The sequence below is a fragment of the Bradyrhizobium sp. BR 10289 genome, from assembly GCF_019455385.1.
In the GTDB taxonomy this organism is placed as follows: Bacteria; Pseudomonadota; Alphaproteobacteria; order Rhizobiales; family Xanthobacteraceae; genus Bradyrhizobium.
On record NZ_JACOFR010000011.1, the window covers coordinates 186,511 to 210,589 of the forward strand.

Below are 24,079 nucleotides of genomic sequence, written 5' to 3' on the forward strand. Positions count from 1 at the left end.
CCGGGACACGAGAGGGCACAAAAAAGCCCCGCCCGGCGGGGGGAGACCGGGCGGGGCCTGATGTCCGATAACACTGCTCGCGCCACTATGATGTGGCGCGCCGGACATCTAGTCGAATTCAGTGGTCGGGCTCAGTCGATCACCTCGACGATGCGGCGCGAACGCGGTTCGACCAGCACGGTCTCGCCGTTCACGACGGTGTAGCGATAGGTGGTGGCGCCGAAACGTTGCGGCACGTCATAATAGGTGACGCCGGTCTCGGGTAAGGTGGCGCCGACCACCACGCGATCCGGGACGCGGAAGGCGGGCACGCGTTGTTCGACCACATAGTCGCGGAAGGCCGGCCGCTGCTCGACCGCGATGGTCGGGCCGCTATCGACAACGACGGGCGCGCGTCCAATCGTGACGCCGGATTGTGCGGACGCCGCGATCGGCGCGCCGAGCGCGATGCCAAGCGCCGTGAGAGCGAGAATCCTGTTCCGCATGGGCAACTCCTTCGACATGATTTCAGCCGGCGCCAGTGGCGCGACCGGTTGCCAATGCTGCGACGCGCGCGATGTTCCGGAAAATGCCTTGCCGCATTCGCGGCATTTTCAGGCAGATTTCGCGAAGCCGGGAACCCGCTCGCGTGTTGCGCGTCTCTACCCGCGGAACTCGGTCCGGTATGATCCGGCCGCGATTCGCCCCACCTCTACGGAAAGATAGTTCATGCACCTCACCGTCGCCCACATCTCGCCGCTCCTGTCGCTGCTGGCCGGTGTGCTGATCCTGATCATGCCTCGCCTGCTCAACTTCATCGTGGCGATCTTTCTCATCATAAATGGTGCGATCGGGCTCGGTTTGTTGAAGTGGCTCCATCTCTAGGCCTTCATTTTCCGGAACTCTTCGACTTGCGCGGGCCTGCTCAAAGTGGTGTAAGGCGCGCGATTTCCCATTCCTCTCGCAGGTTGTGTGCAAGCTATGGCCAAAGCCGCCTCGAAGCCTTCTAAAACTGCAGTGAAATCAAAGCCCTCCGCCACGGCGAAGGCCGCGCCGGCGGCCCGCAAGGCACTCGCCAAAAGCACGCCCAAGAGCACGCCCAAGAGCGCTCCCAAGGCGGCCGTAAAGCCCGCAGCCAAGCCGGCTGCGAAAGCTGTGACCAAGCCGGTTGCTCCGAAGGTCGCTGCCAAGCCCGCAGCGAAAAAGGCGGCGCCAGCCGCGGTCAAGGCCGGCAAATGGGTCTACACCTTCGGCGACGGCAAGGCCGAGGGCCGGACCGAGATGCGCGACCTGCTCGGCGGCAAGGGCGCCAACCTCGCCGAGATGGCCAATCTCGGCCTTCCCGTGCCTCCCGGCTTCACCATCCCGACCTCGGTCTGCACCTACTTCTACGCCCACGACAAGACCTACCCGAAGGAATTGCAGGCCCAGGTTGAGAAGGCGCTCGACCATGTCGGCAAGTTGACCGGCAAGGTGTTCGGCGACACCAAGAACCCGCTGCTTGTCTCGGTACGCTCCGGCGCACGCGCCTCGATGCCGGGCATGATGGACACCGTGCTCAATCTCGGCCTCAACGACGAGACCGTGGAAGCGCTCGCGGAGCTCTCGGGCGACCGTCGCTTCGCCTACGACAGCTATCGCCGCTTCATCACCATGTATTCCGACGTGGTGCTCGGCTTCGAGCACCATCACTTCGAGGAAATCCTCGACACCTTCAAGGACAGCCAGGGCTACACGCTCGACACCGACCTGTCGGCCGAGGACTGGGTCGAGATGGTCGGCAAGTACAAGGACGCGGTTGCCCGCGAGACCGGCAAGGATTTTCCGCAGGATCCGCACGACCAGCTCTGGGGCGCAATCGGCGCGGTGTTCTCATCCTGGATGAACGCGCGCGCGGTGACCTATCGCAAGCTGCACGACATCCCGGAATCCTGGGGCACCGCGGTCAACGTGCAGGCCATGGTGTTCGGCAACATGGGCGAGACCTCGGCCACCGGCGTTGCCTTCACCCGCAATCCCTCGACCGGCGAGAGCAAGCTCTACGGCGAATTCCTGATCAACGCGCAAGGCGAGGACGTGGTGGCGGGCATCCGCACGCCGCAGGACATCACCGAGGAGGCGCGCAAGGAGTCGGGCTCCGACAAGGCGTCGATGGAAGCGGCGATGCCGGAGGCCTTCAAGGAGCTGACGCGGATCTACACGCTGCTCGAGAAGCACTACCGCGACATGCAGGACATGGAGTTCACGGTCGAGCAGGGCAAGCTGTGGATGCTGCAGACCCGCAGCGGCAAGCGCACCGCGAAGGCGGCGCTGCGCATCGCGGTCGAGCTCGCCAATGAAGGCCTGATCTCCAAGAAGGAAGCGGTGACGCGGATCGATCCGGCCTCGCTCGATCAGCTCCTGCATCCGACCATCGATCCCAACGCCAAGCGCGACGTGATCGCGACCGGCCTGCCGGCCTCCCCGGGAGCTGCCTCCGGCGAGATCGTGTTCTCCTCGGACGAAGCCGCCAAGCTTCAGGGCGACGGACGCAAGGTGATCCTGGTCCGCATCGAGACCAGCCCGGAAGACATCCACGGCATGCACGCCGCCGAAGGCATCCTGACCACGCGCGGCGGCATGACCTCGCACGCGGCGGTGGTCGCGCGCGGCATGGGCAAGCCCTGCGTCTCCGGCTGCGGCACCATCCGTGTCGATTACGGCCGCGGCACCATGAGCATCGGCTCGCGCACCTTCAAGACCGGCGACGTCATCACCATCGACGGCTCGCTCGGCCAGGTGCTGGCCGGCCGCATGCCGATGATCGAGCCGGAGCTCTCCGGCGAGTTCGGCACGCTGATGAACTGGGCCGACCAGGTCCGCAAGATCGGCGTCCGCGTCAACGGCGATACGCCCGATGACGCGCGCACCGCGATCAAGTTCGGCGCCGAGGGCATCGGCCTGTGCCGCACCGAGCACATGTTCTTCGAGGAGACCCGCATCCGCACGGTGCGCGAGATGATCCTCTCGGAAGACGAGCAGTCGCGCCGTGCGGCACTGGCAAAGCTGCTGCCGATGCAGCGCGCCGACTTCGTCGAGCTGTTCGAGATCATGAAGGGCTTGCCCGTCACGATCCGTCTGCTTGATCCGCCGCTGCACGAGTTCCTGCCGCACACCCATGCCGAGGTCGAGGAAGTGGCGCGTGCCATGAACACCGACCCGCGGCGCCTCGCCGACCGCGCGCGCGAGCTGTCGGAGTTCAACCCGATGCTCGGCTTCCGCGGCTGCCGCATCGCGATCGCCTATCCCGAGATCGCCGAGATGCAGGCGCGCGCGATCTTCGAAGCCGCGGTCGAGGCCGAGAAGCGCACCGGCAGGGCCGTCGGGCTCGAGGTGATGGTGCCGCTGATCGCGACCAAGATGGAGCTCGATCTCGTCAAGGCGCGCATTGATGCCACCGCCAAGGCAGTGATGCGCGACACCAACACCAAGCTGTCCTATCAGGTCGGCACCATGATCGAGCTGCCGCGCGCCTGCCTGCTCGCGGCCGAGATCGCGGAGAGTGCCGAGTTCTTCTCGTTCGGCACCAACGACCTGACGCAGACCACCTACGGCATCAGCCGCGACGACGCGGCAAGCTTCCTCGGTCCCTACGTGGCGAAGGGCATCCTGTCGGTCGATCCGTTCGTCGCGCTCGACCAGGAAGGCGTCGGCGAGCTGGTCAAGATCGGTGTCGCGCGCGGCCGCAAGACGCGCCCGAAGCTCAAGGTCGGCATTTGCGGCGAGCACGGCGGCGATCCCGCCTCCGTCGCCTTCTGCCACAATATCGGCCTCGACTACGTCTCCTGCTCGCCGTACCGCGTGCCGATCGCGCGTCTCGCCGCAGCGCAAGCCGCGCTCGGCAAGGCGATCGCGAGCCAGGCGTAAGGCGAATTGAGATAGTGAGTACGAAGAGGCGGGGCCACGAACCCCGCCTCTTTCATTTCGGCGATCACTCTCATTGAGGCGCGAAGCTATTAGTCCCGTCATCCTGAGGTGCAAGTGCGCAGCGCTGTTGCGCTGCGCAGCGAGCCTCGAAGGATGAACGGCCGGGATAAAGCCGGACCGTCGCCCTTCGAAGGCCGCTGAAGAAGGGGCCACCTCAGGGTGACGGTGAAACGTTTGTCGCTTCCGCGTCGTCAATGTGCTGCGCTCGCCACGACGAGTGTAGGCAACACCGGGAACTCACGTGCGTCCCGTAATGATACGCGCCGGCAAGAGTTCCTTCACCATATGCATTGACCAGATGTTTACCGCTTCACGTCAGCGGACATTTACCACGCCCGTAATCGCCCCGTGAAAACACCTGCAATCGCTTGAGTGTGCCGCGCGCGCAACGCCGATTAACGCCCCGGCAACCTAAATTGGATACTCACAATAAAGATCGAATTGCACGGATGTACTGCGGCTCGATCTTTCGAGCGTAAGCGTAGCGTGAGCGTGTTGATGTCAATGTTGCGTAACCATCCGAAGGGCGCGCGGTTCGCGTCCTTCGGCATCGGTCTCTGCATCTTCGCATTGATGCCGAGAGAGACCGGCTATCAGGACATTGCCTCCTTGCTGGCGCGTCAGCCCGGTGTTGCCGAGCGCTGGCAGAAGCAGGTTTATTCCGCGGCGTCCTCGATCCAGCTCGCCACCTACAGCTTTTCCCGCCCCATCGGCACATCTATTCCACAGAGCGCGATGGTTCGCCTCGCGAGCCTTGACGGCCGCGACGTCACCGGCGCAATCAGCCGCAATCCGGCGCTCCAGGCGCCACCGCGCTACCAGGCTGCAGATTTTCCCAAGGTCGATCGCTCCATGAAGGGCGATCGCCTCGCAACCGTGACGCCGACGCAGACGCCGGAGACGGCCGTCCCTGCCGCAGCCCCCGCGCAGGAAGATCCCGCGACGTCCAACAGCTCGGTGTTCGGGGCCAAGACCGCCGCATTGCCGCAAGCCATGTCGCCGGAGTCCGCGGCCGCGCTCGATCCGGAGCTGGCAGAAGCGATGCGTGCGCCGCCGCTGCCGCAATATGCCGATCCGAAAGCCAGCGACGCCGCGCGCGCGTTCGCAGTGCAGCCGCTGGACGCCTTGAAGCAGGCCACCGTGCCGGCGGCGCCCGCGCGCGATCCCTTCAGCGTCAAGACCTCCAACCTGTTCTTCGGCAGTTCCTCGCTCGGCGGCAATATCGAAAGCATCGAGAGCTGGCAGCCGGGTGCCGAGCCGCTGATCGTGATGTCCGATCCGGACATGAAGGTGACGGCTTCGCTGACGCCGCCGACGGAACAGATCGCGAAGGACATCGAGAGCGGCGAGAGTGTCGCGCCGAAGGGCGAGGTCAACGCCGACAACCAGCGCGCCAAATCACCGGCGGAGCGGCTCGCACTCGACGACAAGTCGCGCGCCAAGTCGGAGAAATGTCTCGCCGAAGCCGTCTATTTCGAATCCCGCGGCGAGGCCGTACGCGGCCAGATCGCGGTCGCGCAGGTCGTGATGAACCGGGTGTTCTCCGGCAAATATCCTGACACGGTCTGCGGCGTCGTCTATCAGAACAAGTATCGCCACTTCGCCTGCCAGTTCACCTTCGCCTGCGACAACAATCCCGACGTGATCCGCGAGCCCGAAATGTGGGAGCGCGCGAAGAAGATCTCGAAGGCGATGCTCGACGGCCAGATCTGGCTGCCTGAAGTCGGCAAGTCGACGCACTACCACGCCTATTGGGTGCGCCCGTCCTGGGTCGCCGAGATGAAGAAGCTGTACAAGACCGGCGTGCACACCTTCTATCGGCCCCGCAACTGGGGCGACGGCAGCGAGGAGCCGAGCTGGGGCACGCCCGCCCAGACCGCCGCGCTCTCCGCCGAGCTCGCGCAGGAAGCCAAGAGCTCCGCCGAGATGGGCGTGAGCGAGCGGCGCTGAGGCGATCAATCGTCGCGGCAGTGAAGGTGCGCTCCCTCTCCCGCTTGCGGGGGAGGGTTGGGGAGGGGGTGCTTCCGCAAGCGAGAACCCCAGCGTGGAGGGAGCCCCCACCCGGCGCTTCGCGCCGACCTCCCCCGCCTGCGGGAGAGGTGCAGCCAGCCCTGGGCGAAGAGCAGTAGCCTCACGCCTCGATATCCAGCGCACAATCGAAGTTCGGCGCCGAATGTGTCAGCGCGCCTGACGAGGCGTAGTCGACGCCGGTCGCCGCAATGGCCGCGATCGAGTCCAGCGTGACGCCGCCGGAGGCTTCTAGCTCGAGGCGGCCCTCATTCATCCGCACCGCCTCGCGCAGCGTCGCAAGGTCCATGTTGTCGAGCAGCACGGCATCGGCCATTCCGGTGTCGAGCACCTCGCGCAGTTGGGCCAGCGTATCCACCTCGATCTCGATCTTCACGAGATGCCCGGCATGCGCCCGGGCGCGCTCCAGCACGGGACGTATGCCGCCGGCGACCGCGATGTGGTTGTCCTTGATCAGGATCGCATCGTCGAGACCGAAGCGGTGGTTGAAGCCGCCGCCGCAACGCACCGCGTATTTCTCCAGCGCGCGCAGCCCGGGCGTCGTCTTGCGTGTGCAGGAGATCCGCATGTTCGTGCCTTCGGTGCGCGCGACGTAATCGGCCGTCAACGTCGCGACGCCCGAGAGGCGTCCGACGAAGTTCAGCGCAGTGCGCTCCGCGGTGAGGATGGCACGCGCTGGGCCCGAAATCGTCAGCACGTGCTGTCCGCGAGCAACCCGCGCGGCGTCGCGGACATGGGCGCGCACCTCGATGTCGGGCGAGAGCTTTTGCAGCGTCGCCAGCGCCAGCGGCAGGCCGGCGATCACGCCGGACTGGCGCGCGACCAGGATGGCTTGCGCCTTTGTCGCTTCCGGGATCGTCGCCAGCGAGGTGATGTCGCCGGCACGGCCGAGATCCTCGTCGAGCGCGCGATGCACGGCCTCGTCGATTGCGAGCGGGGAGAGGAAGGCGTCGGGATAGAGCAGGGAGGTCGGGACGATCATGGAGGTCTCCGTCAGGCGATCATGGGTTGCGCGATGCGCGGCGTTGGGCGTGCGGTGAAGTTTTCCGCGACCTCGCGCGCTGCGGCGAGCGTGGTCATCGTTCTCTGCGCCTGCGCAGGGACCTCCGCAGGATGGTCGGAGCGGAAATGCGCGCCGCGGCTCTCGCGCCGCGTCCAGGCTGAAGCTGCGACGAGCAGGGCCGTCGTCGCCATGTTGCGAACGGCAACGCTTTCGGCTTCGCGCTCGAGCGCGGCACAGCTGCGCACGGCCTCTGCAAGGCCGCCCTCGTCCCTGATGACGCCGACATGCGCGCTCATCGTCGCCCGCAAACGCTTCACGGCCGCTGCATCCGGCGCGCCACCGTACGGCATCACCACCGCGTCGGGAAGCCGGGCGGGCGAGGGGATGGCGCGGCCGGCGATGTCGTCGGCGATGCGTGCTGCATAGACCACCGCCTCCAGCAGCGAGTTCGACGCGAGCCGGTTGGCGCCATGCATGCCGGTCGAGGACACCTCGCCGGCGGCCCAGAGTCCATCGATGGAGCTGCGGCCACGCGCGTCCACGGCGATACCGCCCATGTGGTAATGCACGGCCGGCGCGATCGGGATGGCTTGCGTCGCCGGATCGATACCGGCCGCGATGCAGCTTGCATGCACGGTCGGAAACTTCTGGGCAAAGCGCGTGCCCAGCGCCTGCCGCGCGTCGAGGAAGGCGCCGCGCCCTGCCGCGATCTCGGCAAAGACGCCGCGGGCGACGATGTCGCGCGGGGCGAGCTCGGCGAGCGGATGGCGCGGGGCCATGAAACGTTCGCCGTCACCGTTGAGCAGCGTCGCGCCTTCGCCGCGCAGCGCCTCGGTTGCGAGCGGGGCGGGATCGCGACCGACCATGATGGCGGTCGGGTGGAATTGCACGAATTCAGGATCGGCGATGACGGCGCCGGCGCGCGCCGCGATCGCAAGGCCGGAGCCGTTGGCCTCAAGCGGATTGGTGGTGACGGCATAGAGGTGGCCGATGCCGCCGGTGGCAAGCACGACCGTGCGTGAGGCGAGCAGGACCGGCCGTGCCGCCGCGTTGCCGGCCTCGCGCAGTTGAAGCCCGGTGACGGCGCCGTCCTCGGTCAGCAAGGCTTCGGCGACAAAGCCTTCGATCAGGCGGATCGACGGCGTGCGGCGCACGGCCTCGCTCAGGGCGGCGATGATTGCGGTGCCCGCGCCGTCGCCGCGCACATGGACGATGCGGCGTGCGGAATGCGCGGCTTCCCGCCCGACCGCGAGCCGGCCTTCGAGATCGCGGTCGAACGGCACGCCATAGGCGAGCAGGTCGTGAATGCGCGGGCCGGCCTCGCGTGCGATACCGAGCGCGACCGCTTCATCGACGATGCCGCCGCCGACGGCAATGGTGTCGGCAGCATGCGCCTCCGGCGTATCGCCCTCAGCCACGGCCGCGGCGATCCCGCCCTGCGCCCAGGCGGATGAGGCGCCTTGGCCAAGCGGTGCGGCCGAGATCAGCGTCACCGGCCGCGGCGCGAGTTTTAATGCGCAGAACAAGCCGGCGAGGCCGCCGCCGACGATGACGACGTCGTCGCTGGTGCGCGTGAGGTCGTGGATGTTGTTTGTCATGGTTCTTTCCTTTCACTCGACTGTCGTCCCTGCGAACGCAGGGACCCATACGCCGCGGCGGAAGTTCTGGTGCGAAGCTGTGCAACGTCGTTCTTCGCCAAACATCTCCCTGTGGTTATCGCGACGAGCGCCAGCGCTCGCGCGGGGGTCCCGGATCTGCGCTCCGCTTCGCTTCGCTTGTCCGGGACGACAGCTGTGTGTGTTGTTGCTGGTGCTGCTAGTTCTTCAGATTGATCATCCGCTCGACCGATCGCCTTGCGCGCGCCGCAAGCGCCGGATCGATCGTCACCTCTTCGCCTGATGTCAGCAGGCTCTCCAGGATGTTGGACAGCGTGATGCGCTTCATGTGCGGGCAGAGATTGCAGGGGCGCAGCATCTCCACGTCGGGCAGCTCGGCCCGCACATTGTCGGCCATCGAGCATTCCGTGATCATCACCAGGCGTCGCGGCCGCTTCTCGCGCACCCAGTTGATCATGTGCGCCGTCGAGCCGGTGAAATCGGCCTCCGCCAGCACATCGGGCGGGCATTCCGGATGCGCGATGATCTGCACCGATGGATCGGCCTCGCGATAGGCGCGCAGCTCTTCGCCCTTGAAACGCTCGTGCACCTCGCAGGCGCCTTTCCAGGCGATGATCTTCACGTTGGTCTTGGAGGCGACGTAGGTTGCGAGATAACGGTCGGGCAGGAAGATCACGGTTGGCGCATTGAGGCTCTCGACCACTTGCACCGCGTTCGACGAGGTGCAGCAGATGTCGACCTCGGCCTTCACCTCCGCCGACGTGTTGACATAGGCGACGACTGGCACGCCGGGAAATTTTTCGCGGAGCAGGCGGACGTCCGCGCCCGTGATGCTGGCGGCGAGCGAGCAGCCGGCGCGTGAATCCGGGATCAGCACGGTCTTGTCCGGATTGAGCAGCTTTGACGTCTCCGCCATGAAGTGCACGCCGCATTGGACGATGACGTTCGCCTTCACCTTGGTCGCCTCGACCGCGAGCTGGAGCGAGTCGCCGCCGATGTCGGCGACGCAGTGGAAGATTTCCGGCGCCTGGTAATTGTGGGCGAGGACCACCGCGCCCCGTTCGCGCTTGAGCTCGTTGATCGCGTGAATCGTCGGCGCCATCAGCGGCCACTCGACCGGCGGGATCACGTGCTTGACGCGCTCATAGAGTGGCGCGGTGGCGCGCTCGACCGCGCTGGTCCATTCCAGCGCGGGCATCGGCAGTACGGGGCCTGCCCGTGTCGGCTGGACGCGTGGAGTGACGATTTGGCCCTGCGGCCGTCCCGCAAAGTCGTCGGGGCCGTAAATTCCAGTGATCGGCATTGAAGCCTCCCATGTATGTCAAATTATGCTCTATTTGAGTATATATAGAGCCCGAGAAATCCGGCCGAGGGCCGGTAGCGTTTCGCCGGAGTTCATATATACTCAAACTGAGTAAATCTAAGATAACACGCGGCACCCGAGACCGCTAGGCCCCACCGCACACATTCCCGTCAACTCGTGCCGTCCAGTTGCATCCCCGCGTCGGACGAGGCCGCAGGGAAATGCAATGCTCCTGCGGCAGCCCTTCGTGGCACGCAACGATTTTTGACTTGGGGTTTTCATGCATCTGCATTAAACGCCTGACTCGCGGCTGCCTATTCCGGACCCGCCAACGATAGACGAGGGACACCCAATGTCGACACAAGCGGGCGAACTCGGTTCGGCCTCACGTTCTTCCTGGCGCACGCCGGCGATCATCATTCTCTGCGGCTGTGCCATCGGCATGCTTGGCTTCGGCCCGCGCTCGGCGCTTGGCTTCTTCGTGCAGCCGATGAGCCACGAATTCGCCTGGGGCCGCGACGTGTTCGGTCTCGCGATTGCCTTCCAGAATCTGTTGTGGGGATTGGGCCAGCCGTTAGCCGGCGCGGTCGCCGATCGTTTCGGCCTGTTCCGCGTGATGTGCGTCGGCGCGCTGCTCTATGCCGGCGGTCTGCTGCTGATGCGCTACTCCGCGACGCCGCTGTCGCTCAATATCGGCGCGGGCGTGATGATCGGCTTTGGCCTGGCCGGCTGTTCGTTCAACCTGGTGCTCTCGGCGTTCACAAAACTTTTGCCGGCGGAGAAGCGCGGCCTCGCACTGGGCGCCGGCACGGCGGCAGGCTCGTTCGGCCAGTTCCTGTTCGCGCCCATTGGTGTTGCGCTGATCGACAATTTCGGCTGGCAGCAGGCGCTCACCGTGTTCGGCTTCCTGATGCTGCTGATCATTCCGTTGTCGCTGGCGCTCTCGACGCCGCCGGTTGACAGCTCCGCGAGCAAGGCGCCCGCGGACGACCAGACCTTCACCAGGGCGCTCGCGGAGGCCTTCGGCCATCGCTCTTATGTGCTGCTGGTGCTGGGCTTCTTCACCTGCGGCTTCCAGCTCGCCTTCATCACCGTGCATCTGCCGGCGTTTCTGGTCGATCGCGGCATCTCGACGCAAACCGGCGGCTGGGTGATCGCGGCGATCGGCCTGTTCAACATCATGGGATCACTCAGCGTCGGCTACCTCCAGAACTATCTGCCGAAGCGCTACATCCTCTCGGTCATCTATTTCACCCGTGCGCTTGCGACACTCGCCTTCATCTCGTTCCCGATCACGCCGTTCTCCGCGATCGCGTTCGGCGCGATCTCGGGCCTGACCTGGCTGTCGACGGTGCCGCCGACCTCGGCGCTGGTGGCGCTGATGTTCGGCACGCGCTGGCTCGCGACGCTCTATGGCTTTGCCTTCGTCAGCCATCAGGTCGGCGGCTTCCTCGGTGTCTGGTTAGGCGGCATCGTGTTCGAAAAGTTCGGTTCCTATACGCCGATCTGGTGGCTCTCGATCCTGTTCGGCGTGCTCTCGGCGCTGATCAATCTTCCCATCGTGGAAAAGCCGGTCCAGAGGGCGGTTGCGCAGCCTGCCTGATCGGCTAAACAATCCCGACAAACAAGTCAGGGAGTGCAGTCGTGGCCACATTCAAGGCTGTCAGGATCGACAAGGCGGACAAGGGCACCACCGCGCAGCTTACGCAGTTCGACGACGCCGAGCTGATGGAGGGCGACGTCACCGTTCGTGTCGAATGGTCGACGCTGAACTACAAGGACGGCCTCGCGCTGACGGGCAAGGCGCCCGTGGTGCGCCGCTTCCCGATGATCGCCGGCATCGATTTCGCCGGCACGGTCGAAGCCTCCTCGCATCCGGCATGGAAGGCCGGCGACAAGGTCGTCTGCACCGGCTGGGGTATGGGCGAGACCCATCTCGGTGCCTATGCCGAGAAGGCGCGGGTCAAGGGTGACTGGCTGGTCGCTCTGCCGCAGGGGCTCTCGGCGCGCGATGCCATGGCCATCGGCACCGCCGGTTTCACGGCGATGCTCTCGGTGCTGGCGCTGGAGAAGCACGGCATCTCGCCGAAGAGCGGCCCCGTGATCGTGACAGGCGCGGCCGGCGGCGTCGGCTCGGTCGCGACCGCCGTGCTGTCCCGGCTCGGCTACAACGTGATCGCCTCGACCGGCCGTGCCTCCGAGGCCGATTACCTGAAGAGCCTTGGCGCCGCCGAGGTGATCGACCGCAATGAATTGTCGGGGCCGGCAAAACCGCTGGCCAAGGAGCGCTGGGCGGGCGGTGTCGACAGCGTCGGCTCGACGACGCTGGCGAATCTCCTGTCGATGACGAAGTACGGCGGCGCCATCGCCGCCTGCGGCCTTGCTGCCGGCATGGACCTGCCGTCGTCCGTCGCACCCTTCATTTTGCGCGGGGTGTGCCTTCTCGGCATCGATTCCGTGATGTGCCCGATCGAGCCGCGAAAAGCCGCCTGGCAGCGCCTGGCATCCGACTTGGATCGGACGAAACTGTCTGAAATCACTAAAGAAATTTTACTCGACGAGGTTCCGGAATGGGGCGCGAAAATCCTCCCTGGCCAGGTCCGCGGTCGCATCGTGGTAAAAATAGCTTAACGACGTTTAGACTTTACCAACCAAGCTGCTTCAATGTTGCCTTGGTTAGTATGGTAAGCAGCGGGTAAAGAAATAAGGCATCGCCCGCTGCGGGGTTGGGTTCGGAGTAGAGCATGCTTGCGCGTATTGTGTTGGGGGCTGTCACGGCGGCAGTAACGTTTGCGCCGGCTATCGCTGGAAGCATGAATGCCGACGAGGCCCGCCGCTTCGTCGCCGGCAAGGTGTTCGCCTTCACCTGTTTCGACGGCACCCGCGGCGCAGGCCGCATCTTGGACGACCTCGGCGCGGCCGGCGCGGTGCAGTTCTCGGGCTCGGGCCCGGTGAAGCATCTCCGCCTGCCCGGCAACACGCTCCAGATCCGCGGCCAGAACGTCTGCGCCTCGATCAAGGGCATTCCGTTCGAGCCCTGTTTCAACCTGGAAAAGACCGACGATCGCAGCTTCCGCGGCTCGGTGTCCGGCATGGGCTTCGCCTATTGCGACTTCCACCACCAGGGCGGCAATCAGATGCTGATGGCCCGCGCCGTGGCGCGCCCGCGCTCGCTGCGCTCCTCCGAGCACACGGGTTCGGTCGGCGCCACCAACACCGAAGTCGCTGCACGCATCGAGACGCCGCGCGTCGAGAGTGGCCGTCTCGAGCCGGTGAAGGCGGAAGCCAGGGCCGAGGCCAAATCGGAAGCAAAGTCGGAGCCCGCCAAGAACGACGCCCCGCTGGAACTGCGCCGTTCCACCCAGTGAGCTGGCATGCGCGCCGCAGCTCGCGCATCTTTCCGTTGAAGACATCGATCACCCGCGAAGCCGCCGCGCCGTAGTCATACGGTCCGCGGCTTTCATGCGTTGGTAGCTGTTCGCGCCCCAGTTTGCGCGGGGCCGGGGGGCGCAAGGTTTTTTGACGATGTCGCTTTACTTCTTTCGCATCAGTACCGGTCGCTATTCGGGCGCCGCCGATCAGCCATACGAGTTCGAGGATCGCGCGGCGGCTTGGACCGAGATGACCGAGGTTTGCGCCAATCTGCTCGGCAGCATCGCGCGCAACATGAAGCCGAATGCCAAGTGGAGCATGGAGCTGCTCGACGAAGACAAGAAGCCGGTGTTTCGCGTCAGTCTCGTCGGGGAGAAGCTGGGCTGAGGGACGCAAATCCCTCGGCGGGCGAATGGACACGGCGTCTGCAAATCCGCGAAGTGGCATTTCGCTGCACGCGATGGCTGTGCAAGTGTGATGGTTTGAGCAGCATTTCCCGTATTACTACGAAGCCTGCCGGGCCTCGCTTTAACGTTAATCAGAAACCTCCTGACTAGCTTTTCCGGGATGTTCGCGCGGCTCGCCGCGGCAATGCGTATCCCGGGATTATTGCAATGATGGTCATTCAGAACCTGCGAATTGGCACCAAGCTCGCCGTCACCTCGGCGCTGACGATCGGTCTCGTCGTGCTGATGATCTTCCTGCAGATGAGCGGCGATGCCGATGTTCAGAGGCTCGGCAATGCAGCAGCGGGACAGCAATCGATTGCTCTGAACGCTGCGGAAGCAAAGGCATCCGTCCGCGGCATGCAGATCGGCATTCGCGACATTCTGTCCTCGACCTCTGCGGCCGAGATGCAGAAGGCCGTCAGCTATTTCAACGATCGGCTCACGGCTGCATCGAAATTCTCCGGCGAAATGGCGAAGCTCTCGCGGTCGCCCGAGAACCGCAAACGGATCGACCGCCTCGCCGTGCTGATCGGGGATTTCGGCAAAGGCCAGTTGCAGATCGAGGCGATCCGCAAGCAGGAGCTCGCGCTCGAGGGGAAGAAGGACGCCGAGACGGCCGAGCAATATGCCAAGCTCGTGGCCGAGGTCGACCGCGTCCGCAAGGAGACGCTGGCTCCGATCAACGCAGAGATCTCCGAGCTGACCAACACAATCACCGAGTTCGCCAAGCAGAGGAGCATCGAGGCCCGCGCCGAGGCTGAGGCCGAGGCCGCCTCCGTCGCGCGGACTTCCTTCATCACCGGCACGGTGGCGGCGCTGGTCCTGATCGGTGCCTGCATCTTCTCGGTGTTCAGCATTGCGCGACCGATGCGCGCGCTGACGGTGGCGATGGAGAAGCTTGCCGGCGGCGACTTCACCGTGGTGCTGCCGGGCCTCGGCCGCAAGGACGAGGTCGGCGAGGTCGCTGGCGCCGTCGAGAAATTCAAGATCGTGTCGGAGCAGAAGGCGCGCGCGGAAGCCGAAGCCAAAATGCGGCAGGACCAGATCGCGGCCGAGCAGCGCAAGGCCGAGATGTATAGGCTCGCCGACGATTTCGAAAGTGCCGTCGGCGAGATCGTCGGCACCGTGTCGTCGGCCTCGACCGAGCTTGAGGCCTCCGCCACCACGCTGACCTCCACCGCCGAGCGCACGCAGCAGCTCACCACCGTGGTCGCCGCGGCCTCCGAGGAAGCCTCCACCAATGTGCAGTCGGTGGCTTCGGCAACCGAAGAGTTGTCGTCCTCGATCACGGAGATCAGCCGCCAGGTGCAGGAATCGGCGCGCGTGGCGAGCGAGGCGGTCGGCCAGGCTCGCACCACGACCGAACGCGTCAGCGAATTGTCCAAGGCAGCGACGCGCATCGGCGATGTCGTCGAGCTGATCAATACCATCGCGGGCCAGACCAATCTGCTGGCGCTCAACGCCACGATCGAAGCCGCGCGTGCCGGCGAAGCCGGCAAGGGCTTTGCCGTCGTTGCATCCGAGGTCAAGGCTCTCGCCGAGCAGACGGCAAAGGCGACCGGCGAGATCGGCCAGCAGATTTCCGGCATTCAGGCCGCGACACAGGAATCGGTCGGCGCCATCAGGGAGATCAGCGACACCATCGAGAAGCTGTCCGAGATCTCCTCGACGATCGCGGCCGCGGTGGAAGAGCAGGGCGCCGCGACGCAGGAAATCTCTCGCAACGTGGCGCAGGCGGCCCAGGGCACGCAGCAGGTCTCGTCCAACATCACCGATGTGCAGCGCGGCGCGAGCGAGACCGGCTCGGCGTCTTCTCAGGTGCTCTCCGCTGCGCAGATGCTGTCCGGCGACAGCGACCGCCTCAAGCTCGAGGTCGGCAAGTTCCTGGAGACCGTGCGCGCCGCCTGACTTAAGCAGGACGCGCGATGAAAGCCAAGGCAGGGTTAACTTTTCGGAAAAGCGGCGCAGGCATGATCACCGCAATATTCCGGGCATTGAGTCGCCCTCTTGTATTGCGTCATAGCGTTTTGGAGCACATTCATGAGCGGCCTTTCCATCCGCCTGACCCACAAGGTCATGGCGATCGGACTTTTCGGCCTGGTCGGTCTCGTCGCCTTCGGCGCGATCTACGAGATCGGCACCCTCTCCCAAGAGGCCTCCCGCACCGTTGCCAACCGCGCCCGCGCGATCGCTGACCTCAACAAGCAGATCTCGATCGAGATGCTGGAGGCCCGCCGCAACGAGAAGAATTTCCAGCAGCGCCGGACCGAGAGTTACGCCAAGGCACATGCCGACCTGATCGGGCCGATCGACCGCGATTTCGACGAGGTGCAGCGGCAGATGGCGGCCGGGGGCTTGAGCGCGCTGTCGGACAAGATGAAGTCGGCCCAGGAGGGCTTCAGGCGGTATGCGTCGGACTTTGCCGCGTTGGTCGCGGCCGAGACCAGGCTCGGGCTCAACGAGACGCTCGGCCTGTCTGGTTCGCTTCGCGCCGCCGTGCACGACATCGAGGCCAAGCTGAAGGAGATCGACGATCCCCGGTCGACGACCTGGATGCTGATGATGCGCAGGCACGAGAAGGACTTCATGCTGCGGCGCGACCCGAAATACATTGCCGAGGTGAAGAAGGCCGGGGTCGAGTTCTCAAACGCGATCGAGGTCGTTGCGGTCTCGGAGGCGGTGATGAAAGACATCATGGCCAAGCTGCAGAAATATCAGTCCGGGTTCGCGGCCTGGGCCGAGGCCGCACAGCAGAGCGCGGCTCTCGACAACAGCATGGAGAAGGCCTTTCGCGAGATCGAGCCGGCCATGGTCGAGGTCCGCGCCGCCGTCGATGCCGCGCACAGGCAGGCTGACGCCGCGGAAGCCGCAACGCGTGAGGCCGTCCGCGTCTGGATGATGGTTGCCTTCGGCTTGACCGTCGTCGTGCTCTCCGTGGTCGGTTTCCTGCTGGGGCGCTCGATCTCGAAGGTGCTCGGCGACATGATCGCCGCCATGACGCGGCTGGCGCGCGGCGAGCTCTCGATTTCCGTTCCCGGCATCGGGCGCAAGGACGAGATCGGCGAGATGGCCGGTGCGGTCGAGGTGTTCAGGACCAATATGGCGGAAGCCGAGCGGCTGCGCGCCGAGCAGGCCGAGGCGGATGCGCGCGGACACCAGCAGCGCAAAGCCGATATGCAGCGTCTCGCCGATACGTTCGAAGGCGCGGTCGGCGAGATCATCGAGACCGTGTCCTCGGCTGCGACCGAGCTCGAAGCGTCCTCCAACACGCTCACGCGAGCCGCCGAGCGCGGCAATGGGCTTGCGACTGCCGTGGCGGCGGCCTCCGAAGAGGCGTCCGCCAATGTGCAGTCGGTATCCTCGGCGAGCGAGGAGATGACGTCGTCGATTTCCGAAATCAGCCGGCAGGTCCAGGAATCGGCGCGCGTCGCCGACGTTGCTGTCGGGCAGGCCCAGCGCACCAATGAACGCGTCGCCGAATTGACGAAGGCCGCCTCCCGCATCGGCGACGTGGTCGAGCTGATCAACACCATCGCCAGCCAGACCAACCTGCTGGCACTGAATGCGACGATCGAGGCGGCGCGGGCGGGCGAAGCCGGCAAGGGCTTTGCGGTGGTTGCGACCGAAGTGAAGGCGCTCGCCGAGCAGACTGCGAAAGCCACCGGCGAGATCAGCCAGCATATCGGCGCGATCCAGACCGCGACGGAAGACTCCGTCGGCGCGATCAAGGAGATCGGCGACACCATCGCGCGGATGTCGGAGATTTCCTCGATGATCGCCGCGGCGGTGGAGGAGCAGGGTGCCGCGACGCAGGAGATCTCCCGCAACATCCAGCACGCCGCGCAGGGCACCTCGGAGGTCTCGGCCAATATCGGCGACGTCCAGCGCGGTGCCGGCGAGACCGGGGCCGCGTCGGCGCAGGTACATTCGGCGGCGCAGTCGCTGTCGCGGGAGAGCAACCGGCTGAAGAGCGAGGTCGCCCGCTTCCTGGAGTCGGTGCGCGCCGCGTGAGGTGCGTGGGTATGGCGCAGCGCGACCTTTGCTGAATTGCAGCGCGCAGTTGCAGAACATGTGATCGCGGCGACAACGAGTTCCGTAGTTTCACGTAGCTTCCTGTTAACGCCTGTTTGCAACTATGTGAGCAATCCTACGGGACAAGAACCAGCCAGCATTGTTGGAATGACTCCGCCCTGTCGTCGGTCAAGACGATTGCGGCGCGGGTAACTCGTGCGCTGCCAGGTATTATCGGGATTTGTCGTGATGTCGAAGTTGTCGATCGTCTTCAAGCTTCTGACCGTATTGTCCGTCCTCGTGCTCTCGCTCGCCGGCGTCGGCGTCGTGGCGATCGGCACCATGCAGAACATCAACTCGCACACCGTCGAGATCGCCGAGAGCTGGCTGCCCAGCGTGCGTGCGCTGGGCTCGATCCGTGCCGACGTCAACGAGCTGCGCGTCGCGCTGCGCCTGCATCTGATGCAGGACACCGCCGAGGGCAAGGAAGCCGCCGAGAAACGTCTCGCCTCGCTGCAAGGTCGCATCGACCAGACCCGCAAGGTCTACGAGCCGCTGATCACCTCGGCAGAGGAGCGCTCGCTGTACGAGCAGTGGACCAAGGCGTGGGCCGATTATCTGAGCGGCGTGCAGGACGTCATGGCACTGTCGCGCAAGAGCATCGGCAAGTTCCCGGTCGATGCCAACGAGATGCTCCAGACCAAGGTCGCGAAGATGGCGCAGGCGGCCGATCCGCTGCTCCAGAAGGGCATCGAGATGAACAATCGCGGTGCCGAGCTGGAGACCAAGCAGGCCGCCGACAGCTATGCCATGATCTTCCGCGTGCTGGTCGGCATCATCGTGCTCTCGGTCGTGATCGCGATCGGCGCGGCTTACTACCTGGTGCGCGACGTGTCGCGTGGCATCGCCTCGATCATCAAGCCGATGCAGTTGCTCGGCGAAGGCGATCTCGCGGCCGAGGTGCCGCATCGCGGCGAGAAGACCGAGATCGGCTCGATGGCGGATGCGCTCCAGATCTTCAAGGAAGCCCTGATCGCCAAGAGGGCCGCCGACGAGGCGGCGAGACTCGACGCCGAAGCCAAGATCGAACGCGGCCGCCGCGTCGATGCCATCACCCGCAGGTTCGAGGCCATGATCGGCGAGGTCGTCGGCACCGTCTCCTCGGCCTCGACCGAGCTCGAGGCCTCCGCCTCGACGCTGACCAGTACCGCCCAGCGCGGGCAGGAGCTCGCGACCGTGGTCGCGGCCGCGTCCGAGGAAGCCTCCACCAACGTCCAGGCGGTCGCCTCCGCCTCGGAAGAGCTGTCGTCCTCCATCACCGAGATCAGCCGCCGCGTGCAGGATTCGGCGCGGATGGCGGCGGAAGCGGTCGAGCAGGCCGCGCGCACCAACGAACGCGTCAACGCGCTGTCGCAGGCCGCTTCCCGCATCGGCGACGTCGTCGAACTCATCAACACCATCGCGGGCCAGACCAATCTCCTTGCGCTCAACGCCACGATCGAGGCGGCGCGCGCGGGTGAAGCCGGCCGCGGCTTCGCGGTCGTCGCATCCGAGGTCAAGGCCCTTGCCGAGCAGACCGCGAAGGCGACCGGCGAGATCGGCGCGCAGGTGTCGGGCATCCAGGCGGCGACGCAGGAATCCGTCAGCGCCATCCAGGAGATCGGCGGCACCATCGAGCGGCTGTCCGAAGTGTCCGCGGCGATCGCGGCGGCCGTCGAGGAGCAGGGCGCGGCGACGCAGGAGATCTCGCGCAACGTCCAGCAGGCCTCGGTCGGCACCCAGGAAGTCTCGGCGAACATCACCGACGTGCAGCGCGGCGCGATCGAGACGGGCGAGGCCTCGACCGAGGTGCTGTCCGCCGCGAAGTCGCTCGCGACCGACAGCACGCGCCTCAAGGTCGAGGTCGCGCAGTTCCTGGAATCGGTCCGCGCGGCCTGATGCTTTAACCGTTTGTCTGCGGCGCCGGCGGCGGCGTCACCTGCCGCCGGAACAGGATGCGCTGGTAGAGCCAGCCGATCGCGACCAGCACGACACCGAGGCACATGAAGGACAGCGCGCGGTAGACGCCCGTCAGCGTCGACATGTCGATCACGAACGCCTTCAGGATCGTCAGCGCGATCACCGCGGCGGACGCCAGCCGCGCCCGCTCCGAATTGACGAGAATGCCGACGCCGAGCAGCACCACGCCGAAGGCGAGCCAGCCGATCGAATAGGTGTACTGCTCCGCGCCCGTGGTCGGGCCGGTCGAGAGAATCGGGCCGTGATAGAAGCGGCGGATCTCCAGCGTGACATAGGCGAGCGCAAACAGCAGCGCGCCTCCCGCGATCGTGTTGGCGTAGACCTTGCCGCGTTCGCCGACCACCGCATAAGAGAGCAGCAGCATCAGCACCGCCGGCAGCGCATAGCCGAGCAGCAGCAGGTTGAACACGGCGCCGCCGACGTCGATGTGCCAGATCAGCGGGTTCTCCAGGATGAAGAGGCCGAACACACTGATGAGTCCGGCGATCGCGGTCAGCACGACCGCGCCGACATTGTGCACGATGCTGCGGCTGCGCAGCCCGAGCCGCTCCAGCCCGATCGCCATGGCAAGCGCGATGCAGACCTGAAGCGCGCATTCCAGCAGTGACGGCGCGGAAATCATGTTGCCACCGGTAGCGAAGTGGCGGATTTCCATGAAGGCGAACAGGGCGGTGAACAGGATTGCGGCGGCCTCGACCGTGCGCAGCGGCGCGTCGTCGCCACGGCGGCGCAGGACAATGCTCGCACCCCAGAACGAGACCGCGGGCAGGCCGTAACCCCACAGCAGCCAGTTGAAGATCGGGGTGGTGCCGACGGCATCGCCGACGATGCGCGGATCATAGGCGATGCGCGCGGTGACGATCGCCGCGAAGACGGCGGCGAGCCGGCGCAGCACCGGGATCGGCCGCTGCAGCGAGACCCAGGCGGTGCCGAGCGACATCAGCGCCAGTGCAATCGTGAGCCAGCCCTTCTCCAGCGCGAAGGTCAGCGCCAGCGCCAGCGCGCCGAGCGTTCCGGTTGCGAACAGCGCGATTGACGTCGGCGTTCCCGGCCGGTCTTCGCGGCGCGAAAGCGCTTCGGTCGCGGCGCCGAAGGCTGCGGCCAGCAGCACGGCGAGGATCGCGAACGGGATCGAACGGTCGAGATGGGCGATGCGGGCATAGAGCGCAATGAGGATCGCGATCGGCGTCGCGACCGCCGCCGCCGACCACACCACCGGAATGATCGGCGAGCGCGATCGGCCCTGCGCGAAAAAGCCCGCGACGCCGAAGCCCGCGGCGAAGATCGCGGCCGTCACCAGATGCAGGCTCACCGAGCCGTCGGTCGCGACCGGTCCGACGCCGGGGATCGGGCCGCCCGGCAGCACCAGCATGTCGGGATTTGCGCGCACGGCCCATTCGGCGAACACGATGAAGACGGTGGTAGCGGCAGCGCCGAGCGCACCTGTCGCCGCCGGCGCACGCCAGGCCACGAACAGCGTCCCGGCGACTAGCAATGCGTACGCTATAAGCGCCAGATCCGCATGCGCGCTCGACAGCACGACCAGCATCGCGCCGAACAGATAGGCGCCGAGCGAGCTCGACGACACCGGCTCGATCTCGCCGTCCTCGATGACAGGGCCGAACATGAAGCCGCACACGACCAGCAGCGCGGCGAGCACGAAGCCGGCGATGGCATGGAAGGCGTGCGGTGCGACCTGCATGTCGCCGGTGTCGAGACCCGGGAAGATCCAGAGCACGGCAAAGGCGATGGTGGCCACCGCCAGCCAGCGCCACAGCCGGATGCGGGCGAGGCCAAAACTCGCGGCGGTGACGATGGCGAGATAAATGTAGAGCGCCCAATAGTCCGGCTTGCCGCTGGAGACGAGCACCGGCGTCAGGAACGCGCCGACCACGCCGAGGCCGGCGAGCGCGGGTCCGTGCAGGAGCGCCGCCGCGAGCGTGCCCATCGCAACGATGCCGAGCAGCACGAAGGCCGTCCCCGGCACGAGGAAATCGTAGAGCGCGTAGGCGGCATAGATGGTCGCGAACGCCACCGCCGTGCCGGCCGCGGTGAGGATCGCGGGGATATTGGCGATCGGCAGCGCGGCGATGTGGGAGATGCTCTCCTTGCGCCGCGACCATTCGCCGGCAGCCAGCAGTGCCAGTGCGAACAGCCCGCCGAGGAACACGCGCACGCCGGGGCCGACGAGGCCGGCCTCGATCGAGTAGCGCACCATGAAGAAGCCGCCGAGCGCGAGCGCAAGGCCGCCGATCCAGACCACCCAGCGGGTGCCGAGCCGCTCTTCGAAGCCGGGTTCGCTGGACTCGGCTGCCGGCGTCGGCAAAGGCGGCGGTACCTCGGCCGCGGGGCTCGCTTCGAGCGGCGGCGGCGCAGCGGCTTCGGTGACGAGCGGAGGCGGCGCCGTTTCCGTCCCCGGCGCAAGCGGCGGCGGCTCTGCGGCTGCCGTCGGCGCTGGCGCTTCGACCGGCACGGGCGCGGGCATCGGCGGCGGCTGCACCTTCCGCAGCGCGTAGTACATCTCTTCGAGCGAGCTCAGCCGGCGGCGCAGGTCGGCAGCCTGGTTGGACGCCTTGATCGCGACCAGGAAGGCGACGATCGCAATGATCAACGCAAAGACGTCAAACGGGCCGTCGAACATGAAGCCTCCAGGCCGCCGGCGGGCAGGGCCGGTCGCGCACTTCGTGGGTTAGCGCCGGGAGCGGACGCGCAAGCCCGGCGCGGGCCGCTCCTGGAGCACCTCGCGGCGGAAGCGGTAGAGCGCCGCCGGCCGTCCGCCCGTCTGTGTCGACATCACCCCGGTCGGTTCGACCAGGGCTTCCGTTTCGACCAGGCGGCGGAAATTCTGCTTGTGCAGGTGCCGGCCGGAGATCGCTTCCACCGTATGCTGCAACTCAGTGAGTGTGAACTCGGCGGGCAAAAGTTCAAACACGACAGGGCGATACTTCAGTTTTGCGCGCAGCCGCGCGATCGCGGTCGCCAGAATCCGGCGGTGATCGAACCGCATCGAGGTGCCGAGCGCGGGAAGCGTCTTGCGCGCTAATGCCGCAGGACGGCCATCGCGTCTGGCTTCCTCGACGAGGCCAGCCTCGTAGAGCAGCTCGTAGCGGTCGAGCACGCGCTCCTCGTCCCACGGCGCGCCGCCGAGACCGAAATAGAACCGCACGCGGTCCTTGCGCGGCAGCGCGCGCGTCGTCTCCGGCGTCTCCTCTTCCGCCCATTTGCTCAAAGCGGGAATGATGTCGCGCGCGATGATCGCGGGCGGCTCCTCGCGCCAGTCTTCCCAGGGCAGGAAGCGGTACCAGGGCTCGAAGCTCGCGCCTGTTGCGGCAAGCTCGCCGTCGACGGCGCGCGTCAGCGCGAGATAGCCGATCGACACCATATGCGCGCCCGTGTCGCCGGCCTCGGCATGACGGCCGCGGTCGCCAAAGGTGTAGAGCTGCTCGACATAGCCGAGCCTTAAGGCCGCCTGTTCCTCGACCCAGGCGCGCAGGCCGATCTCGAAGGTGCGATGGCTCAGCGCATCGAACGGGCCGAACGGCAGGCCGGCGAGGCCGTCGCTGCCGCGCGCGGTCAGGATCAGCGGCTCATGATCCGCGATCGCGACGATCGCGGCAGTCAGGCCGATTTCGATCGGCGTCAGCAGCTTGTCGCTCATGCGGTCGTCGTGTCTTTCACCTCTCCCGCGCGCGGGAGAGGTCGCGCCGAAGGCGCGGGTGAGGGCTCTTGCCTCTTGGGAAGTCCCACTGCGGAGATACCCCCACCCCAACCCTCCCCCGCAAGCGGGAGAGGGGGCGCACCGGCGTTGCGGCTCGCAGCTGTCATTCGAGCTCGATCACGAACGGGCGGCCTTCGACCATCATCGCGCCCGGGCCCATCTCGTCGAGCGCGCGCAGCATGCGGCCGTTGCGCCCGAGCGCGCGGTCGGCGAGGCCGACGATGCGCCGGTTCGGAGAAGCGATGGGAGAGGCCGCGCGAATCTTCTTCGCGATCTCGATCTCGTCGCGCTCCGGATTGAGCGCGCAGACGGCGGCGAACGCGCTCGCGGTCGAGCGGCTGATGCCGGCATAGCAATGCACCACCAGCGGCGCAGCCCGGTCCCAGCCGCGCACGAAATTCAGCACCTGCTCGATATGCGCCTCGGACGGCGCGACGAAACCGTCCATCTCCTCGGTGATGTCGTCCATCGACACCTTGAGATGATTGGCCGGCAGCACCGACACCGGCCGCGCGACCTGCTCGACATTGGCCATCACGGTCAGCACATGGCTGGCCTTGGAGAGGCGGACGGTTTCGGGAAGCGCGGCGAGGGAACAGACGTGGATCATGGCGG

General features: G+C 66.2%; 17 protein-coding genes. 10 read left to right on the forward strand and 7 right to left on the reverse strand.

The window, feature by feature from the left end; all coding sequences use genetic code 11:
- Positions 1 to 131: 131 nt before the first annotated feature.
- Positions 132 to 485, reverse strand: a complete 354-nt coding sequence (locus HYH08_RS20055; protein ID WP_220011531.1) for a DUF1236 domain-containing protein — start codon at positions 483 to 485, stop codon at positions 132 to 134.
- A 223-nt stretch (positions 486 to 708) separates the two neighbouring features.
- Here HYH08_RS20055 and HYH08_RS20060 point away from each other — a divergent pair, with 223 nt between their 5' ends.
- The 3 genes from HYH08_RS20060 to HYH08_RS20070 all read left to right on the forward strand — a co-directional run bounded on the left by HYH08_RS20060 (position 709) and on the right by HYH08_RS20070 (position 5,895).
- Entirely contained in the window at positions 709 to 864 is a 156-nt protein-coding gene (locus tag HYH08_RS20060) for a DUF3096 domain-containing protein (RefSeq protein ID WP_220011532.1), read from the forward strand.
- 96 nt (positions 865 to 960) lie between these two features.
- Positions 961 to 3,885, forward strand: coding sequence for a pyruvate, phosphate dikinase (gene ppdK, locus HYH08_RS20065; RefSeq protein ID WP_220011533.1), 2,925 nt, complete (start codon positions 961 to 963; stop codon positions 3,883 to 3,885).
- A 558-nt stretch (positions 3,886 to 4,443) separates the two neighbouring features.
- The gene (locus HYH08_RS20070; RefSeq protein ID WP_220011534.1) at positions 4,444 to 5,895 is read left to right on the forward strand and encodes a cell wall hydrolase; all 1,452 of its coding nucleotides are present in this window, start codon (positions 4,444 to 4,446) and stop codon (positions 5,893 to 5,895) included.
- 181 nt (positions 5,896 to 6,076) lie between these two features.
- Here the strand turns inward: HYH08_RS20070 and nadC are convergent, their stop codons facing one another.
- From nadC to nadA, 3 genes are all read right to left on the reverse strand, one after another.
- On the reverse strand, positions 6,077 to 6,955 hold the full coding sequence (gene nadC / locus HYH08_RS20075; RefSeq protein ID WP_220011535.1) for a carboxylating nicotinate-nucleotide diphosphorylase: 879 nt from the start codon (positions 6,953 to 6,955) through the stop codon (positions 6,077 to 6,079).
- A gap of 11 nt (positions 6,956 to 6,966) precedes the next feature.
- Positions 6,967 to 8,574 carry an L-aspartate oxidase gene (locus tag HYH08_RS20080; protein WP_220011536.1) on the reverse strand — a complete coding sequence of 536 codons (1,608 nt, stop codon included), beginning with the start codon at positions 8,572 to 8,574 and terminating at the stop codon, positions 6,967 to 6,969.
- Between the two features lie 217 nt (positions 8,575 to 8,791).
- Positions 8,792 to 9,895, reverse strand: coding sequence for a quinolinate synthase NadA (nadA, locus tag HYH08_RS20085; RefSeq protein WP_220011537.1), 1,104 nt, complete (start codon positions 9,893 to 9,895; stop codon positions 8,792 to 8,794).
- Between the two features lie 352 nt (positions 9,896 to 10,247).
- On the opposite strand from nadA, the gene HYH08_RS20090 reads away from it, so the two are divergent.
- The 7 genes from HYH08_RS20090 to HYH08_RS20120 all read left to right on the forward strand — a co-directional run bounded on the left by HYH08_RS20090 (position 10,248) and on the right by HYH08_RS20120 (position 19,665).
- Positions 10,248 to 11,498, forward strand: coding sequence for an MFS transporter (locus tag HYH08_RS20090; protein ID WP_220011538.1), 1,251 nt, complete (start codon positions 10,248 to 10,250; stop codon positions 11,496 to 11,498).
- A gap of 41 nt (positions 11,499 to 11,539) precedes the next feature.
- Positions 11,540 to 12,526, forward strand: a complete 987-nt coding sequence (acuI, locus tag HYH08_RS20095; protein WP_220011539.1) for an acrylyl-CoA reductase (NADPH) — start codon at positions 11,540 to 11,542, stop codon at positions 12,524 to 12,526.
- Positions 12,527 to 12,639: 113 nt separating this feature from the next.
- The gene (locus tag HYH08_RS20100) at positions 12,640 to 13,263 is read left to right on the forward strand and encodes a hypothetical protein (protein WP_220011540.1); all 624 of its coding nucleotides are present in this window, start codon (positions 12,640 to 12,642) and stop codon (positions 13,261 to 13,263) included.
- 157 nt (positions 13,264 to 13,420) lie between these two features.
- Entirely contained in the window at positions 13,421 to 13,654 is a 234-nt protein-coding gene (locus tag HYH08_RS20105) for a DUF6894 family protein (RefSeq protein WP_220011541.1), read from the forward strand.
- Between the two features lie 227 nt (positions 13,655 to 13,881).
- A complete protein-coding gene (locus HYH08_RS20110; protein WP_220011542.1) occupies positions 13,882 to 15,624 on the forward strand; it encodes a methyl-accepting chemotaxis protein in 1,743 nt (580 codons plus the stop codon).
- 132 nt (positions 15,625 to 15,756) lie between these two features.
- A complete protein-coding gene (locus tag HYH08_RS20115; RefSeq protein WP_220011543.1) occupies positions 15,757 to 17,727 on the forward strand; it encodes a methyl-accepting chemotaxis protein in 1,971 nt (656 codons plus the stop codon).
- 249 nt (positions 17,728 to 17,976) lie between these two features.
- The gene (locus HYH08_RS20120) at positions 17,977 to 19,665 is read left to right on the forward strand and encodes a methyl-accepting chemotaxis protein (RefSeq protein ID WP_220011544.1); all 1,689 of its coding nucleotides are present in this window, start codon (positions 17,977 to 17,979) and stop codon (positions 19,663 to 19,665) included.
- Between the two features lie 4 nt (positions 19,666 to 19,669).
- Here HYH08_RS20120 and HYH08_RS20125 read toward each other — a convergent pair whose 3' ends face one another.
- The 3 genes from HYH08_RS20125 to HYH08_RS20135 form a co-directional block, all read right to left on the reverse strand.
- Positions 19,670 to 22,387: a DUF2339 domain-containing protein gene (locus HYH08_RS20125; RefSeq protein ID WP_220011545.1), complete on the reverse strand. Its 2,718-nt coding sequence runs from the start codon at positions 22,385 to 22,387 to the stop codon at positions 19,670 to 19,672.
- Positions 22,388 to 22,435: 48 nt separating this feature from the next.
- On the reverse strand, positions 22,436 to 23,404 hold the full coding sequence (locus tag HYH08_RS20130; protein WP_220011546.1) for an NUDIX hydrolase: 969 nt from the start codon (positions 23,402 to 23,404) through the stop codon (positions 22,436 to 22,438).
- A gap of 163 nt (positions 23,405 to 23,567) precedes the next feature.
- The gene (locus HYH08_RS20135) at positions 23,568 to 24,074 is read right to left on the reverse strand and encodes a tyrosine phosphatase family protein (RefSeq protein ID WP_220011547.1); all 507 of its coding nucleotides are present in this window, start codon (positions 24,072 to 24,074) and stop codon (positions 23,568 to 23,570) included.
- Positions 24,075 to 24,079: the final 5 nt, after the last annotated feature.